Origin of the sequence: Streptomyces sp. CB01635 (genome assembly GCF_002803065.1) — a bacterium.
Lineage (GTDB): Bacteria > Actinomycetota > Actinomycetes > Streptomycetales > Streptomycetaceae > Streptomyces.
In genome coordinates, this window is sequence record NZ_NNBL01000011.1 from 57,182 (window position 1) to 72,620 (window position 15,439).

The 15,439-nt window shown below is 70.7% G+C and carries 16 protein-coding genes; 8 read left to right on the plus strand and 8 right to left on the minus strand.

The genetic code is table 11. The annotated features are described in order from the left end of the window. Positions 1–8: 8 nt before the first annotated feature. A complete protein-coding gene (locus tag CG723_RS25630; protein ID WP_100595838.1) occupies positions 9–350 on the minus strand; it encodes an ATP/GTP-binding protein in 342 nt (113 codons plus the stop codon). 212 nt (positions 351–562) lie between these two features. Here CG723_RS25630 and CG723_RS25635 point away from each other — a divergent pair, with 212 nt between their 5' ends. Next, the gene (locus tag CG723_RS25635; protein ID WP_100595839.1) at positions 563–1,591 is read left to right on the plus strand and encodes an LLM class flavin-dependent oxidoreductase; all 1,029 of its coding nucleotides are present in this window, start codon (positions 563–565) and stop codon (positions 1,589–1,591) included. Between the two features lie 99 nt (positions 1,592–1,690). Here CG723_RS25635 and CG723_RS25640 read toward each other — a convergent pair whose 3' ends face one another. Beyond that, positions 1,691–2,083 carry an SCO5389 family protein gene (locus tag CG723_RS25640; RefSeq protein WP_100595840.1) on the minus strand — a complete coding sequence of 131 codons (393 nt, stop codon included), beginning with the start codon at positions 2,081–2,083 and terminating at the stop codon, positions 1,691–1,693. 243 nt (positions 2,084–2,326) lie between these two features. On the opposite strand from CG723_RS25640, the gene nucS reads away from it, so the two are divergent. Then, positions 2,327–2,998 carry an endonuclease NucS gene (gene nucS / locus CG723_RS25645; RefSeq protein ID WP_199841896.1) on the plus strand — a complete coding sequence of 224 codons (672 nt, stop codon included), beginning with the start codon at positions 2,327–2,329 and terminating at the stop codon, positions 2,996–2,998. A gap of 72 nt (positions 2,999–3,070) precedes the next feature. On the opposite strand, the gene CG723_RS25650 is transcribed toward nucS, so the two are convergent. From CG723_RS25650 to CG723_RS25665, 4 genes are all read right to left on the minus strand, one after another. Next, the gene (locus CG723_RS25650) at positions 3,071–5,641 is read right to left on the minus strand and encodes an ATP-binding protein (protein ID WP_100595984.1); all 2,571 of its coding nucleotides are present in this window, start codon (positions 5,639–5,641) and stop codon (positions 3,071–3,073) included. A gap of 217 nt (positions 5,642–5,858) precedes the next feature. Further along, entirely contained in the window at positions 5,859–6,182 is a 324-nt protein-coding gene (locus tag CG723_RS25655) for an STAS domain-containing protein (RefSeq protein ID WP_100595842.1), read from the minus strand. A 168-nt stretch (positions 6,183–6,350) separates the two neighbouring features. Further along, a complete protein-coding gene (locus tag CG723_RS25660; protein ID WP_100595843.1) occupies positions 6,351–7,199 on the minus strand; it encodes a 3-hydroxyacyl-CoA dehydrogenase family protein in 849 nt (282 codons plus the stop codon). Between the two features lie 161 nt (positions 7,200–7,360). Next, a complete protein-coding gene (locus tag CG723_RS25665; RefSeq protein WP_100595844.1) occupies positions 7,361–7,999 on the minus strand; it encodes a TetR/AcrR family transcriptional regulator in 639 nt (212 codons plus the stop codon). Between the two features lie 80 nt (positions 8,000–8,079). Between CG723_RS25665 and CG723_RS25670 the strand changes: the two genes are divergently transcribed. Genes CG723_RS25670 through CG723_RS25680 form a run of 3 tightly spaced genes read left to right on the plus strand, consistent with a single transcriptional unit; the run spans position 8,080 to position 10,209 of the window. Further along, positions 8,080–8,862, plus strand: coding sequence for an ABC transporter ATP-binding protein (locus tag CG723_RS25670; RefSeq protein ID WP_100595845.1), 783 nt, complete (start codon positions 8,080–8,082; stop codon positions 8,860–8,862). A 5-nt stretch (positions 8,863–8,867) separates the two neighbouring features. After that, positions 8,868–9,623 (plus strand): ABC transporter permease, encoded by a 756-nt coding sequence (locus CG723_RS25675; protein WP_100595985.1) that lies wholly within the window; start codon positions 8,868–8,870, stop codon positions 9,621–9,623. A gap of 13 nt (positions 9,624–9,636) precedes the next feature. Continuing rightward, the gene (locus CG723_RS25680; protein ID WP_100595846.1) at positions 9,637–10,209 is read left to right on the plus strand and encodes a cob(I)yrinic acid a,c-diamide adenosyltransferase; all 573 of its coding nucleotides are present in this window, start codon (positions 9,637–9,639) and stop codon (positions 10,207–10,209) included. Between the two features lie 4 nt (positions 10,210–10,213). Here the strand turns inward: CG723_RS25680 and CG723_RS25685 are convergent, their stop codons facing one another. After that, the gene (locus CG723_RS25685; protein ID WP_100595847.1) at positions 10,214–10,759 is read right to left on the minus strand and encodes a hypothetical protein; all 546 of its coding nucleotides are present in this window, start codon (positions 10,757–10,759) and stop codon (positions 10,214–10,216) included. Between the two features lie 171 nt (positions 10,760–10,930). Here CG723_RS25685 and CG723_RS25690 point away from each other — a divergent pair, with 171 nt between their 5' ends. The 3 genes from CG723_RS25690 (at position 10,931) to CG723_RS25700 (ending at position 14,773) form a co-directional block, all read left to right on the plus strand. Beyond that, positions 10,931–12,118, plus strand: a complete 1,188-nt coding sequence (locus tag CG723_RS25690) for a sensor histidine kinase (RefSeq protein ID WP_100595848.1) — start codon at positions 10,931–10,933, stop codon at positions 12,116–12,118. Positions 12,119–12,123: 5 nt separating this feature from the next. Continuing rightward, complete coding sequence (locus CG723_RS25695) at positions 12,124–12,768, plus strand: response regulator (protein ID WP_100595986.1); 645 nt, start codon at positions 12,124–12,126, stop codon at positions 12,766–12,768. 88 nt (positions 12,769–12,856) lie between these two features. Further along, positions 12,857–14,773, plus strand: a complete 1,917-nt coding sequence (locus CG723_RS25700; RefSeq protein ID WP_199841897.1) for a glycoside hydrolase family 18 chitinase — start codon at positions 12,857–12,859, stop codon at positions 14,771–14,773. Positions 14,774–14,869: 96 nt separating this feature from the next. On the opposite strand, the gene CG723_RS25705 is transcribed toward CG723_RS25700, so the two are convergent. Continuing rightward, a complete protein-coding gene (locus CG723_RS25705; protein ID WP_100595849.1) occupies positions 14,870–15,319 on the minus strand; it encodes a DUF2550 domain-containing protein in 450 nt (149 codons plus the stop codon). Positions 15,320–15,439: the final 120 nt, after the last annotated feature.

Genomic DNA, 15,439 nt, shown 5'->3' on the forward strand with positions numbered 1-15,439 from the left:
GTCAGTGCCTAGTAACGAGGCGCGTTCCTGGACCGCTGCACCCGTGTGGTGCGGCGGTCCTTCGCGTTCCAGCAGGCCTTGTGCCAGTGCCGGCGCTCGTCCACGCCCGAGTACGCGGGCCAGGCCACCACGTGCGCGACCCCGGAGGGGATCTCCTGGTCGCAGCCGGGGCACCGGTACGTCTTGCCGGCGGCGCTCGCGCCCGCTACCTGGCGTACGCTCCACTCCTCGCCCTGCCAGCTCTCCGTACGCTCGAATCCGCCGTAGCGGCCGCCCTGCTCCTCGTCCGGTGCCTGGCTGGACGGTCGGCCGCCGCGACGGGGCGACGACTGGTTGCGGCGCGGGGACACCGGCTCTCCTCTAGGACTTGTACAGGTGCCTGCACAGGGACTGGGGACACGTCCAGCGTACGCGGACGCCTCTCGGGTACCCGCACAACGTCACCCTCATGAGTTCTCCGGAAAATCTGCCAATCTCCCTGGCAAGCCGTGCCCTTGGCACTTGTCAGCCGTTAATGCCCGTGGGGGAGTGCCGCGTCGGCGCCAAGAAAGGCAGGAGTGCGATGCGCGTAGGAACTTTTGTACTGGCGGCCCAGTTCCCCGGCCAGGGGCAGGGGGAGGCGCTGCACCGGGCGGTGCGGTCCGCCGAGACGGCCGAGGAGGCCGGGCTCGACTCGGTCTGGCTGGCGGAGCACCACTTCGTGCCGTACGGCACCTGTCCGTCCGCGGTGACGCTCGCGGCGTTACTTCTCGGCCGCACCCGGCGCATCCGCGTCGGCACTGCGGTCAGCGTGCTGCCGACCGCCCACCCGGTCGCCCTCGGAGAGCAGGCGGCCCTGCTGCACCTGACGTCCGGCGGCCGCTTCTCGCTCGGCGTCGGCCGCGGCGGCCCCTGGGTGGACCTGGAGGTCTTCGGCTCGGGCATCGAGGCGTACGAGGAAGGGTTCCCGGAGTCCCTGGACCTGTTGCTGCGCTGGCTGCGCGAGCCCCGCGTCGAGGCCGAGGGGGAACGGTTCGCGTTCCGCGAGGTCGCCGTGGTCCCGCGCCCCGACGAGGCGCTCGACTCTCCCGACGGCCCCGAGGTGGTGGTCGCCTGCACCTCGCCGAACAGCGTGCGGCTCGCGGCCGAGCGCGGCCTTCCGATGCTGCTCGGCATGCACTCCGGGGACGAGGAGAAGGCCGAGATGGTCTCCCTGTGGCGCTCGCACGCGCGGGCCTTTGGCCGCAGCCCGGAGGAGATCCACGCCGCGGCGCACGTCTCGGCCGGAGTGGCCCAGATCGGCGACCGGACGGCGCAGGCTCGGGAGACGCTCCTCAAGGCGATGCCCGGCTGGCTGAAGCAGGGGCTCGACGCCCATGTGACGGTGGACGGCCGCACGCGGTCCATGCGGGACCCGGTCGCGTACACGGAACTGCTGTGCGGGCTGCACCCGGTGGGGACTCCCGGGCAGTGCGCCGACCGGCTCGCGGCGACCTCGGAGCGCACGGGCATCACGCGCTTCGCGCTGCTCGTCGAGGGCTCCGGAGATCTCGCGGCCACCGAGGAGAACGTGCGCAGGCTGGGCGCCGAGGTACTCCCCCGGCTCCGCTGAGTCGCGTAACGGCCGTGCGGCCCGTAGTCCACCGCTCCGTACTTGTGCACCTCCCGCGTACGGAGCGGCAGACCATCCGATTCCGCCGTCAACCGGCCGTCAGCAGTCCCTGAGTTCCGGGGACTGGTTCAACAGCTGGTTGCGGGCCGAGGTGAAGCGGGCCAGCGTGCCGTCCACCGACGGGTCCTGTGGGAACACCGCCACACGGTGACAGTTCTGGAAGGCCAGCCGTACACCGAAGTGCCGCTGCAGCGCGCCACGAATCGCGTCACTCGCGAGCGCACGCAGCAGCTGCCCACGTGCCTGCTCGTCCGGCGGAGGCGTCTGGTTGTCGGCGAAATCTCCGCCGTCGACCTTCAGCTGGGCCACCAGGGAGCTGATCATCTCCCATGCGTAAGGCAGGGAGGTCCGGACGCAGTCGACGAAGTCAGCTTCGTCGACCTCGCCTCGCTCGGCCTGTTCCAACAGTGCCGGTGAGACGTCGAGCGACATGGGTTCTCCTCTCGCACCCCCGCGGGGAGCGGGGGCTGACGGGCAGGTAAGGAGCGCGCGACGACGTACGACCACGAACACGCTGCGTACAGGCGTCGCGACCTCCCGCTTATACGTTAAGCAACGTCCGGGGCCCGCAACAGGGGATCGCAGGCACAGTCGGTTCACAACCGGCCAATAACGAACCCGGTAGTTCCAGGGCGAATCGCGTGGACCACCGGTCGTCGAGTAGCGTTGCCGACCATGCGTCTCGTCATCGCCCGTTGCTCCGTGGACTACGCGGGCAGGCTCACAGCCCATCTCCCGTCGGCTCCCCGCCTGATCCTCGTGAAGGCGGACGGCAGCGTCTCGATCCACGCGGACGACAGGGCCTACAAACCTCTCAACTGGATGTCCCCGCCCTGCACCCTGAAGGAGGGCACGGGCGACGACAGCGGCATCTGGACCGTCATCAACAAAGCGGGCGAGAAACTCATCATCACGATGGAGGAAGTCCTCCACGACTCCTCGCACGAACTGGGTGTGGACCCGGGTCTCATCAAGGACGGCGTGGAAGCGCACCTCCAGGAGCTCCTCGCCGACAGGATCGACACGCTCGGCGAGGGCTACACGCTCATCCGCCGCGAGTACCCGACGGCGATCGGGCCCGTCGACATCCTGTGCCGGGACGGTGACGGCGCGACCGTGGCCATCGAGATCAAGCGGCGCGGCGAGATCGACGGGGTGGAGCAACTCACGCGCTATCTCGAGCTGTTGAACCGCGACCCGCACCTCGCCCCGGTACGCGGCGTCTTCGCCGCCCAGGAGATCAAGCCGCAGGCCCGCGTCCTGGCCACGGACCGCGGTATCGGCTGCACGGTCCTGGACTACGACGCGCTGCGCGGCATCGAGGACGACAAGCTCCGCCTGTTCTGACCTGTCGGGCACGACCGAGGGCCGGGTTCACAGGAACCCGGCCCTCAGTCGTGTGGTGCCTACGTACGGCCGTCAGATCGTCGACGAGGCGTCCGGCCCGCCGGGCGTACCCGGCGCGCTGTCCGCCGGGCTGCTCATCGCGGAGCTGCCGCTCGGCGCCGGACCGCTCGCCGAGTCCGACGTGTCAGGGGGCGACGGCGAGGTGGACGGCGTCCCGGACGACGGCGGCGGGGAGCTCGTCGGGGGCTTGGACGTCGGAGGCTTCGACGTCGGGGGCTTCGACGTGGGCGGCTTGGAGGACGGCGGCTTCGACGTGGTCGGCTTGTCCGTCGGCTTGTCGGAGGGCTTGTCGCTCGGCTTGTCCGACGGCTTGCCGCTCTCGCCGGTCGACGGCCCGGTGCTGGGCGTCGGGTCGTCCGACGTGTTCGGGATGCCGTCCTTGCCCGGGTCGGCGGGCCGCTGCGTGGAGCCCGCGTCGTCGCCGCCCTGGTCCGCCTGGTCGGCGCCGATGCCGCCGCCGTCCTCGCCCTGCGAGGCCGACGGGTTCACGTTGACGCTGTCGGACGGGGTCTCGTTGTTCGACGTGGCGCCGAGCGTCACGACGGTGCCGAGGACGGCCGCGAGGAGCGCTCCGGCGCCCGCGGCCACGAGGTTGCGCCGCGTGCCGGTGATGACGGCAAGACGGGCACCGCCGGGCTTGCCGCCGGGGCCGGTCCCGGCCTGCCGGGAGACCAGCGTGTCGGGTTCCGGGGGCGGCGCGGGCAGCGCGAACGCGGCCAGCACCCCGCCGGGGGGCGACGCCGACTCCTCGTAGCGCGCGGCGGGGACCTCTTCGCCCGCCGCCGTACGCCCGCCGGGGAGCGCGCCGCCGGAGCGGTCCGCGACCAGAGCGAGGGCGCGGCGGCCCGCGATGGTGCCCCGCTTGTCGGCCAGCGCGCCGCGCAGGGCGATGGAGGCCTCCAGCTCGGCGCGGGCCCGGTCGAGCTGCCCGCCGAGCAGCGCGAGGATGCCCAACTCGTGGTGGAAATAGGCCTCTTCCGCCACGTCGCCGGAGAGCCGCGCGGCCTCCTGTCCGGACCGAAGGCACCGCTCCCACACCGTCCAGCTGAGCCCGGCGGCGAACGCGGGCGCGGCCGTACGGGCGAGAAGCACCGCGACGCTGCCCTCCTCGTCCGGCCCGGCCGGCGTCGTGCCGGGGACCAGTACGGTCAGTGCGGCGAGCAGGGCGTCGGCCTCGGCCGCGACCCGCTCGGGCCCGACCGAGGGATGCCCGGCCCACCACGCGTAGTGCTGCGCGGCGGTGTGCGCGTGGCCGCCGGTGTCGTCGGCGTATCCCGCGGTCGCCAGCTGGTCGTACACGCCGGAGGCCAGGCGGTACCGGCCGCCGACCGGTGTGACGAGGGCGCAGCCGACGAGTTCGGCGAGGGCCGCGTCGGCGTGGGTGTCGCCCACGAGGGCGGGCAGGTGGGCCTGGTGCGGTATCTCGCCGCCGAGCGCGACCGCGAACCGCAGGGTGGCGCGGGCCGATTCGCTGAGCCGGGACGCGAGCAGGGCCGCGGGCGCGGCGCCGTCGGCGAGCGAGGGCAGCGGCACGTCGTGGCCGCCCTCGGCATCGAAGGGCGCGTCTACGGGCGGGGCGCCGGGGCCTCCGAAGTAGCCGAACTCGTCGAAGACGTTCGGGTCGGCGCGCAGCTGGTCGCGCTGGCGCAGGAGCGCGCCGGCCTGCACGAAGCGCAGCGGGAGCCCCTCCGACTCGAACCAGAGGTCGCCGGCCCAGTTCGCCTCCTCCTCCGTGAGGACGCGGCCGACGGACCGCTCCAGGAGTTCGAGCCCGCCGCCGCGGCCGAGGCCGCCGAGGAAGACCTCTTCGAGGTGCGAGTCGGCGGACGGCGCCGCGACCTCGGGTGTGGCCGCGACCAGGAAGGCGCACTCGGGCGTCGCTTCGAGGAGCTCGTCGAGCGCGGCGCCGCCGAACTCGAGGTCGTCGAGGACGACGACGGCGCCGATGTCGTGGACGAGTTCGAGGAGCAGGGCCCGGTCGGGCCGGTGCAGCGGCGCGTTGTACACGACCGCGAAGAGGTCGTACAGCAGGTCGTTCGACGAGCGGCGGTGTCCGGAGAGCCGGACGACGCCGTCGGGCGCGACGTCCGCGCAGTCCTCGGCGACGGTGTCGAGCAGCACGGTGCGCCCGGAGCCCGAGGGTCCGGTGAGCCGCACGGAGCGCCCGCGCGCGAGGAGCCGGACGAGGCGCTCACGCTCCTCCTGCCGCTCGAGGAGCGGCAGTCGGGGCAGCGGGGGTCCGGCCGGCAGCGGCGGACGTGCGGCGCGGGCCATGTCGGCGCGCTCCGCCGGTGCGTACTTGACGGGCCGTCCCGGCCGCTCCCCCGGCGGGCACGGCTCGATCTCGCTGCCGTCGACGGGATTGACGGTGAGCAGGAAGTCGCCGGACACGAGCTGCACGGTGCGGGCGAGCCCTTGTGCGGGCTGGCCGAAGTCAGGAGTGAGGGGATCCCTGGGCGGGCGCGGGCGGCTCGCCTGGGTGTCGCTCTCGTCGTCGTGGTGGCCACGGTCCGCGCGGTCGTAGGGATCCCCGCCGTACGGATCGTGCCCGAAGTCTTTCGGTCCCCGGTTCATCGGGTCCATGGTCAAAGCCCCCCAAAAGCGTGGTGTGCCGGTGCCCCTCCCGGCCTGTGCACACTGCGCTGTCGCTTCTGGTCCGGTGCCCGCGAGAGGGTCCGTCAATCCGCGGGCGACCGAACCCTAGACCTGGGTCAGTATCTCCGAACAGCCGGGGTACCGCGCCGTCCGAGACGTCACAGTCTCGTGAGGATTGTGGGTGCTGCATACCGGAACGCCCGATTCACACCCTGGGCAGCGATTCGACCCCGATGCCGCCCTCGATGGCGAGGATCCGGTGCAGCCGCGTCGCCACCAGGAGGCGCTGCATCTGGGGCGGCACGCCCCGCAACACCAGCCTGCGGCCACAGCGTCCTGCCCGCCGGTGGGCGCCCATGATGACGCCGAGACCCGTCGCGTCCCACGAGTCCAGCTCTGACAGATCGAGCAGCAGGTCGCCGACGCCGTCGTCGAGGGCCGTGTGCAGGACCGTACGGGCGTCCGCCGCGCTGCGGACGTCGAGGCGGCCCCCGACGACCAGCCCGGCGTGGTCGCCCCTGATGTACATATGCGCTCCCCGAGAGTGCTTGTGTGCCGTGATTCCAGTGGTCTCTGTGTCGTACGGCGATCTGGGTATGTCACTGCAACTGACTGGCACGGGGGCGCAGAAGTTGCCGTCTGTAAGCGAACCGATACCGAATTCACCCCGTGGGGTTACCCAAGGGGTGACGAGAGATCAGTGCTTATAGAACCCCTGCCCGCTCTTGCGCCCGATGTCACCGGCGTCAACCATCCGGCGCATCAGCTCGGGCGGGGCGAACTTCTCGTCCTGGGACTCGGTGTAGATGTTGCTGGTGGCGTGCAGCAGGATGTCGACGCCCGTGAGGTCGGCGGTGGCGAGCGGCCCCATCGCGTGGCCGAAGCCGAGCTTGCAGGCGATGTCGATGTCCTCGGCGGTGGCGACGCCCGACTCGTACAGCTTGGCGGCCTCGACGACGAGGGCCGAGATGAGCCGCGTGGTCACGAAGCCGGCGACGTCGCGGTTGACGACGATGCAGGTCTTGCCGACCGACTCGGCGAACTCCCGCGTGGTGGCGAGCGTTTCGTCGCTCGTCTTGTAGCCGCGGACCAGCTCGCACAGCTGCATCATCGGGACCGGCGAGAAGAAGTGGGCGCCGACGACGCGCTCCGGGTGCTCCGTGACCGCCGCGATCTTGGTGATCGGGATGGCGGAGGTGTTCGAGGCGAGCACGGCGTCCTCGCGGACGATCTTGTCGAGCGCCCGGAAGATCTCGTGCTTGACCTCGAGCTTCTCGAAGACGGCCTCGACGACGATGTCGGCGTCGGCGACCGCGTCCAGATCGGTGGTCGTGGTGATGCGGGCGAGCGCGGCCTCGGCGTCCTGCGCGGACAGCTTGCCCTTGCTCACGAACTTGTCGTACGAGGCCTTGATGCCGTCGGTGCCACGGGCCAGGGCGGCGTCCGTGACGTCGCGCAGGACGACGTCCCAGCCCGCCTGCGCCGAGACCTGGGCGATTCCGGACCCCATGAGTCCGGCTCCGATGACGGCGAGCTTCCCTGCCACTGTGCGACTCCCCTTACCCGCTGACCGCGTACCACTTGCAACTGACCGCTAACCGCTGTTCACGTATCTCTCCGGCGGACATTAGCGTTCGTGAGGGGTCGTGGGGCCGCGAAGTAATGCGCGTCACGTCTCGAATGACGGACATCACACCGGACGGGCCATCAGGCGTCGCGTGCGGCGTAGTTGAGCACCGGCTCACCCAGGAGACCCTCCATCTCGTCGAGCAGGCCGAGCGCTTCGCGGGACACCTCCCCTGCCGGTCTTGCCTTGATCATCTCGGCGGCGATGCGGGAGAGCAGCGTCGTGTGGATCCAGTTGATCTGTCCGGCCATGAGGGCGGGCAGCGGGTCGCCGTCGTCCGCCCCGGTCTCCTCGCGCAGGGTCGCCTCCAGCAGCGTGAGCGACTCCTGCTGCATGTACCAGAGCCGGGCCCGCAGGCCGGCCGCCCCCTCGATGACCTTCATGAAGCGGTCGTAGCCCTCGATCAGGCCGACCTCGGGCGACACGGCGACGACTTCGCGGCGCAGCTCGCGCAGGACGGCCTCGGCCGCGGACTCGCCCCGGTCGCGGGCGCGCACGAAGCGGGAGAGCCGGGCCACGCTGCCCTTGGCGCGGTCGAGGAACAGGTCTTCCTTGACCTGGAAGTAGTTGTAGACGGTGTTGACGGAGACGTCGGCCGCTGCGGCGACCTCGGCGATCGTCACCTCGTCGAAGCCGCGCTCCAGGAAGAGGCCCGTGGCCACATCGGAGATGTGCTGCCTGGCCAGCCGTTTCTTGCGCTCACGCAGTCCCTCTGCCATGCGGCCAGTCTAGCTTTCGTTGCGCTCACTTGAATTTTGGGGACATTGCAAAATTTCAGTGACTCTGTTTTTCTGGATGCATGGCAGTCATCAGCACATCCGGCCTGGCCCGGACCTTCACCACCCCACGCGGCCCCGTCGAGGCGGTGCGCGGCATCGACCTGACCGTGCGGCCCGGCGAGATCCTCGGCCTCCTCGGCCCGAACGGCGCGGGCAAGACGACGACCCTGCGCATGCTCACGACGCTCCTGCCGCCCACCGGGGGCACCGCCACCGTCGCGGGCTGCGACCTGGCGACCGATCCGGCGGGCGTGCGCCGCGCGGTCGGTTACGTCGCCCAGTCCGGCGGCGTCGACCCGAACATCTCCGTACGGGAGGAACTGGTCACCCAGGGGCGGCTGTACCGGCTGCCCAAGGCGCGGGCGGTGGCGCGCGCCGGCGAGCTGGCCGAGGACCTCGGCCTCACGGAGCTCCTCGACCGCAGGACCGCCGCGCTCTCCGGCGGACAGCGGCGCCGCCTCGACATCGCGATGGGAATCGTGCACCGCCCGAAGGTGCTCTTCCTCGACGAGCCGACGACCGGACTCGACCCGGCCGGCCGCGCCGACCTGTGGGACGTCGTACGGAGACTGCGCGACGAGCACGGCACGACCGTCTTCCTCACCACCCACTACCTCGACGAGGCCGACGCGCTCGCGGACCGGATCGCCGTCGTGGACAAGGGAGTTGTGGCCGCGGAGGGCACGCCGGGCGCACTCAAACTGGCGTACGGCGGCTCGCTCGACGCGACGCTCCAGGACACCTTCCTCGCGATCACCGGGCGCGGCCCGGCGACCGCACCGACGACCCCCGTGACGGTGTGACCGGCATGAAGCCCCTGCTCTCCGACACCGCGCTGATCTTCGGGCGCTATGCCCGCCAGACCCTCAACTCCAAGTTCCAGATGCTCTTCGGCGTCCTGATGCCGCTGCTGTACCTGCTGTTCTTCGGGCCGCTGCTCACCGATGTGCCACTGGGCTCGGCCGGCAGCTCCTGGCAGGTGCTCGTACCCGGGCTACTGCTCCAACTCGCCCTGTTCGGCGGCCTGTTCTCCGGTTTCGCGGTCATCATCGAGAAGAACCACGGCGTGGTGGAGCGCATGCGCGTCACTCCGGTCAGCCGTCTCGCGCTGCTGCTCGGAAGGGTGCTGCGCGACGCCGCGCTCTTCGTCCTCCAGGCGGTCCTCCTCGTCCTCGCCGCACTGGTGATGGGGCTGCGGGCGCCGCTGGCCGGCGTGCTCATCGGGTTCGCGTTCGTCGCGCTCCTGACCGTGGCCCTCGGCTCCATGTCGTACACGGTGGCCATGAAGGTCGACCGGCCGCAGGAGTTCGGCCCGATCGTCAACGCCGTGTCGATGCCGTCGATGCTCCTGTCCGGGCTGATGCTGCCGATGGCGCTCGCGCCCGGCTGGCTCGACGTCCTGTCGCACTTCATGCCGATCCGCTATCCGGTCGACGCGATGCGCGACGCGTACGTCGGCCACTACGCGACGGCGCACATGCTGTACGGGGTCCTGGTCGCCCTCGCCCTGGCGGCGCTCGCCGTGACGGTCGGCACACGTGGCTTCCGCAGGGCTGCCGCGTAACTACGCTGACCCCATGGTCAATCTGACGCGTATCTACACCAGGACCGGCGACCAGGGCACGACCGCCCTCGGTGACATGAGCCGGACCGCCAAGACCGATCTGCGGATCTCCGCCTACGCCGACGCCAACGAGGCCAATGCCGTCATCGGCACGGCGGTCGCGCTCGGCGGGCTCGACGAGGAGGTCGTGAAGGTCCTCGTACGGGTCCAGAACGACCTGTTCGACGTGGGCGCCGACCTGTCGACGCCGGTGGTCGAGGACCCGAAGTACCCGCCGTTGCGCGTCGAGCAGTTCTACGTCGACAAGCTGGAGGCGGACTGCGACCGCTTCAACGAGCAGCTGGAGAAGCTCCGGTCCTTCATCCTGCCCGGGGGCACGCCGGGTGCGGCGCTGCTGCACCAGGCGTGCACCGTGGTCCGCAGGGCCGAGCGCTCCACGTGGGCGGCGCTCGACGTGCACGGCGAGTCGATGAACCCGCTGACGGCGACGTATCTGAACCGCCTCTCCGACCTCCTGTTCATCCTGGCGCGCACGGCGAACAAGGCGGTCGGGGACGTGCTGTGGGTCCCGGGCGGCGAGCGCTGAGGCCCTAACGCTCCACGGCGGGTGCCTTCTTCGGGAACAGCGTGTAGCTCAGCGCGACCACGAGATTGATGCCGATCACGAAGAGCATCTTCTGCTGCCACATCTGCAGCGAACCGATGTTCCCGTCGGCGCCCACGTACCAGATCGCGCCCTGGAGCAAGGCGAGCGCGACGGCGCAGGCGAGGATCCAGCGCGCGGCCGTCCGCCACTCGTGGGCGGCGCGCGCGACCCCGTACCTCGGCGGCTTCACCGGGGGCGGTCCCCCGGCGAACCGGTGGGCGACCCGGGCGTCCACCCACTTGACGGTGGAGTGGCCGAGCCCCACGGAGAAGCCGATGTAGACGGCGGCGAGGCCGTGTTTCCAGTCCGGTTCGGCCCCGTTCTTGAGGTCCATCGCGGTGACGACGAACAGGACGACCTCCAGGAGCGGCTCGCACAGCAGGACGCCGACGCTCGTGCGTGGCATCTTCGCCACGTAGCGCAGGGCGAGTCCCGCGGCGAGAAGCACCCAGAAGCCGATCTCGCAGGCGACGATCAGCGTGACGATCACGGCGGGCTCCTCGGGAGGGGTTCGTGGACTCCTTCCAGCCTCGGGCCGCCGCACCAGGCGATCGTCGTCACCGGTGACGAAACGGGACTGCATCCTTCGATGTACGTCGGCCGCCCGGGCCCGCCCGCCAGGTGCAGGCGCCGCCCCGTCCGGCCGTATTGAATGGGGGGCATGCCCCTGCCCCGCCCGCACCGCGACGACGTCCGTATCGCGGCGATCGGCCTGCTCGGCGGTCTCCTGCTGTGGGCGCTCGGCCTGACCAACAGTCAGGGCTGGCGGGTCCTCGGCGGTGGCTGGCTCCTTGTGCCGCTCTGCGCGATGGCGGGCCTGGAACTGCTGCGCAGGACCGCGCCCCAGACCGCCCTGGTCCTCGGCACGTTCGTCCTGATCGCGGACCAGTTCACGCCGGGCAGCCTCGCGACGACGCTGATGTTCACGGACCTCGTCTACGCGGCCGTCCTGTACGGCACCCCGGCTGCCGCTCGCCGGATCCCGGTGACGACGGCGCTGATCACCATCGCGGTGACCCTGGGGTTCCTCGCCTGGTTCCGCAAGCCGGAGGCGCTCCTGATCGGGGTCGTCAGCGGCCTCGTGTCGTTCGCGCCCGCGGCCACCGGTGTCCTCGTACGCAACCACCGGGAGGCCGCCGAGTCCGCGCGGCTGCGCGCCGAACAGACCGCGCTGCTCGCCGAGATGGACCGCACCCAGGCGGTCGTCGCCGAGCGGGCCCGGATGGCCCGCGAGCTGCACGACATGGTCGCCAACCATCTGTCCGCGATCGCCATCCACTCCACGGCCGCGCTCTCGCTCGACGAGCCGAGGACCACACAGCAGGCGCTCACCGTCATCCGCGAGAACAGCGTGGAGGGCCTCGCCGAGATGCGCCGCCTCATCGGCATCCTGCGGGACGACAGCGGTGACTCCCAGGGCGAGCCCGTCGCCGCGCCCACGCTGGACGGCCTCGGAGCCCTCATCGAGCAGTCCCGCACCAACGGCCTCGACGTCACGCTCGCCGTCGGCGACGGCGTCGGCGGCCTGCCCGCGCCCATCGAGCTCGCCGCGTACCGCATCGTGCAGGAATCCCTCACGAACGCGCTCAAGCACGCGTCGCACGGCCCGGTCACCGTGGCCGTGCACCGCACCGGCGGGGCGCTGACGGTGCGGGTGACCAGCCCGTACGGGGAGGTGGACGGCCCGCGCGCTCCCGGTTCGGGCGCCGGGCTCATCGGGATGCGCGAGCGCACCGCGCTGCTGCGCGGCACGTTCGAGGCCGGTCCCGAGAGCGGACCCGGCAGAAAGATCTGGCAGGTCAGGGCCGAGCTGCCCGTCGACCCGGCTGACGAAGGAGTGTCCCAGTGACCCGAGTGATCCAGGTACTTGTCGCCGAGGACCAGTCCGCCGTGCGGGCGGGGCTGGTCCTGATCCTGGGCAGCGCCCCCGGCATCGAGGTCGTCGGGGAGGCGGCGGACGGCGAGCAGGCGGTGGCGATGGCGCGCGCACTTCGGCCGGATCTCGTCCTCATGGACATCCAGATGCCGCGCCTCGACGGTGTCTCGGCGACTCGTCAGGTGGTCTCCGAGGGACTCGCGGACGTGCTCGTCCTGACGACGTTCGACCTCGACGAGTACGTCTTCGGGGCGCTGCGCGCGGGCGCCGGAGGGTTCCTGCTGAAGAACACCGAGGCGAAGGACCTGATCGAGGGTGTCCGCACGGTCGCGCGCGGTGAGGGTCTGATCGCTCCGGCGGTGACCCGCAAGCTCATCGCGGAGTTCGCGGCGAAGCCCGTACGGCCGGAGCCGGGACCCGCGCCCGCGGGGCTCGACACCCTCACGCGCCGGGAGCGGGAGGTGCTTTCCTGCCTCGGTGACGGCTTGTCGAACGCGGAGATCGCGGTACGTCTGGAGATGGCGGAAGCGACGGTGAAGACGCACGTCAGCAGGCTGCTCGGGAAGCTGGAGCTGCGCAGCAGGGTACAAGCGGCCGTCCTGGCACAGGAGTTGGGGCTGTGAAGGGCCGATCCCTGTAATTGGTTTAGACCTTGACCGTTGGTCCAGACCTTTCTATTCTCACGGCACTGCGGTGAGCGCAGCCATGCACATGACCAGCACGGCAATGCTCACGGGCGGCGCAGGGTTCCACCCCCGTCATGTCCCCCGGATACCACCCGAGGAGCACCCCTTGCGCTTGAGACTCAGACAGAGAGCCGTGGCAGGACTCACCACCCTGCTGCTCCCGGCCGCCGCCCTCGTCGGCCTCGCCACTCCCTCCCACGCGGCCGCCGCCGCGAGCACCGCCACCGCGACCTACGTCAAGACCCAGGACTGGGGCACCGGCTTCGAAGGCAAGTGGACCGTCAAGAACACCGGCACCACGGCCCTCAGTTCATGGACCGTCGAGTGGGACTTCCCCGCCGGCACCAAGGTGACCTCCGCCTGGGACGCCACCGTCACCAACTCCGCCGACCACTGGACCGCCAAGAACCTCACCTGGAACGGGTCGCTCGCCCCCGGCGCCTCGGTCTCCTTCGGGTTCAACGGCTCGGGCCCCGGCGCCCCCTCCGGCTGCAAGCTCAACGGCGCCTCCTGCGACGGCGGTGACGTCCCCGGCGACGCGGCCCCCTCCGCGCCCGGCACCCCGACCGCCTCCTCCGTCACGAACACCTCGGTCAAGCTCGACTGGACCGCGGCCACCGACGACAAGGGCATCAAGAACTACGACGTCCTGCGCGACGGCACCAAGGTCGCGACGGTGACCGGGACTTCGTACTCCGACAGCGGGCTCACCGCGGGCACCGACTACTCGTACACCGTCCAGGCCCGCGACACCGCCGACCAGAGCGGACCCGCCTCCGGCTCGGTCAGGGTGCACACGACCGGCGGCGGCACCGACCCGGGCCCCGGCGGCAAGGTCAAGCTGGGGTACTTCACCGACTGGGGCGTCTACGGGCGCGCCTACTACCCCAAGAACCTGGAGACCTCCGGCTCCGCCGCGAAGGTCACCCACATCAACTACGCCTTCGGCAACGTGCAGAACGGCCAGTGCACCATGGGTGACTCCTACGCGGACACGGACATGGCGTACACCGCGGCCAACTCCGTCTCCGGCGTCGCCGACACCTGGGACCAGCCACTGCGCGGCGCCATCAACCAGCTGCGCCAGCTCAAGGCCAAGCACCCGAACCTGAAGATCCTCTGGTCGTTCGGCGGCTGGACCTGGTCCGGCGGCTTCCCGCAGGCGGCGCAGAACCCGGCAGCTTTCGCCGACTCCTGCTACAAGCTGGTCGAGGACCCGCGCTGGGCCGACGTCTTCGACGGCATCGACATCGACTGGGAGTACCCCAACGCCTGCGGCCTGTCCTGCGACACCTCGGGCCAGGACGCCCTGAAGAAGCTGGCGTCCGCGCTGCGCACCAAGTTCGGCGCCGGCAACCTGGTCACCGCCGCCATCACGGCCGACGCCTCCACCGGCGGCAAGATCGAGAAGAACGACTACGCGGGCGCGTCCCAGTCCTTCGACTGGTACAACGTCATGACCTACGACTTCTTCGGCGCGTTCAACGCCCAGGGCCCGACGGCCCCGCACTCCCCGCTCACCTCGTACCCCGGCATCCCGCAGCAGGGCTTCAACTCCGCTGACGCCATTGCCAAGTTGAAGGCCCAGGGCGTCCCGTCGAGCAAGCTCCTGCTCGGCATCGGCTTCTACGGCCGCGGCTGGACCGGCGTCACACAGAAGGAACCGGGCGGCACTGCGACGGGCCCCGCCGCCGGCACGTACGAACAGGGCATCGAGGACTACAAGGTCCTCAAGACGAAGTGCCCCGCGAACGGAACGGTGGCCGGTACGGCGTACGCGTACTGCGGCTCCGACTGGTGGTCCTACGACACCCCCGCCACCATCAACTCCAAGATGGCCTGGGCCAAGAGCCAGAACCTGGGCGGCGCCTTCTTCTGGGAGTTCAGCGGTGACACCGCGGGCGGCGAGCTGGTGACCGCGATCGACAGCGGCCTGAGGTAACACCGGCCGCACAAGACGGAAGCCGGGTGAACGGGGCCGCCCCCTGTTCACCCCGCTTCTCCATGCAAAGCGAAAGCTCAGGCCATATGAACGCCGCTACGCGACATTCACCCGCTGGCCGGGCGGCGCCGCCTCCAGCCACGCCAGGAAGCCGGTCAGTGCGTCCTCGCTCATCGCCAGCTCGAGACGCGAGCCGCGGTGCGAGCACGCGAGGACGATCGCGTCCGAGAGCAGGGCCAGCTCCTCCTCGCCCTCCGGCGCGCGCCGCCCCGTCACCTCGATCGCCGAGCGCTCCAGGGTGCGGCGCGGCCTGACCGCGTAGGAGAAGACCCGGAACCACTCGATCCGGTCGCCGTTGTAGCGGGCCACGCCGTAGCCCCAGCCCTTGCCGGAGGCGTCGCCCCCCTCGGGCACGTCCCACCGCAGGGAGCAGTCGAAGGTGCCCCCTGAGCGCTGGATCAGCCGGCGCCTCAGGCCGAAGACGAACAACCCCAGCAATACGAATACGACGACCGCGACCACGCACAGCACGAGAACGAGGACCATTCGTACCGACCTCCTCGCCTCATCTGATAACGGGCCCGACAGCGGATCCGATAACGGAACTGCAAAATTGACCAAGGATCGCCTCAGCCGCGACCCGGTCCGGAGAGGTTCTCCGGTCCT

Excerpts from the sequence above, each read along its gene's own strand:
- CG723_RS25655 (WP_100595842.1), bottom strand. The coding sequence starts at position 6,182 with ATGTACATCAGGGGCGACCACGCCGGGCTGGTCGTCGGGGGCCGCCTC.
- CG723_RS25700 (WP_199841897.1), top strand. The coding sequence starts at position 12,857 with ATGACCAGCACGGCAATGCTCACGGGCGGCGCAGGGTTCCACCCCCGT.
- CG723_RS25675 (WP_100595985.1), top strand. The coding sequence starts at position 8,868 with ATGAAGCCCCTGCTCTCCGACACCGCGCTGATCTTCGGGCGCTATGCC.
- CG723_RS25670 (WP_100595845.1), top strand. The coding sequence starts at position 8,080 with ATGGCAGTCATCAGCACATCCGGCCTGGCCCGGACCTTCACCACCCCA.
- CG723_RS25665 (WP_100595844.1), bottom strand. The coding sequence starts at position 7,999 with ATGGCAGAGGGACTGCGTGAGCGCAAGAAACGGCTGGCCAGGCAGCAC.
- CG723_RS25640 (WP_100595840.1), bottom strand. The coding sequence starts at position 2,083 with ATGTCGCTCGACGTCTCACCGGCACTGTTGGAACAGGCCGAGCGAGGC.
- CG723_RS25680 (WP_100595846.1), top strand. The coding sequence starts at position 9,637 with ATGGTCAATCTGACGCGTATCTACACCAGGACCGGCGACCAGGGCACG.
- CG723_RS25690 (WP_100595848.1), top strand. The coding sequence starts at position 10,931 with ATGCCCCTGCCCCGCCCGCACCGCGACGACGTCCGTATCGCGGCGATC.
- CG723_RS25635 (WP_100595839.1), top strand. The coding sequence starts at position 563 with ATGCGCGTAGGAACTTTTGTACTGGCGGCCCAGTTCCCCGGCCAGGGG.
- CG723_RS25705 (WP_100595849.1), bottom strand. The coding sequence starts at position 15,319 with ATGGTCCTCGTTCTCGTGCTGTGCGTGGTCGCGGTCGTCGTATTCGTA.
- CG723_RS25650 (WP_100595984.1), bottom strand. The coding sequence starts at position 5,641 with ATGGACCCGATGAACCGGGGACCGAAAGACTTCGGGCACGATCCGTAC.
- nucS (WP_199841896.1), top strand. The coding sequence starts at position 2,327 with ATGCGTCTCGTCATCGCCCGTTGCTCCGTGGACTACGCGGGCAGGCTC.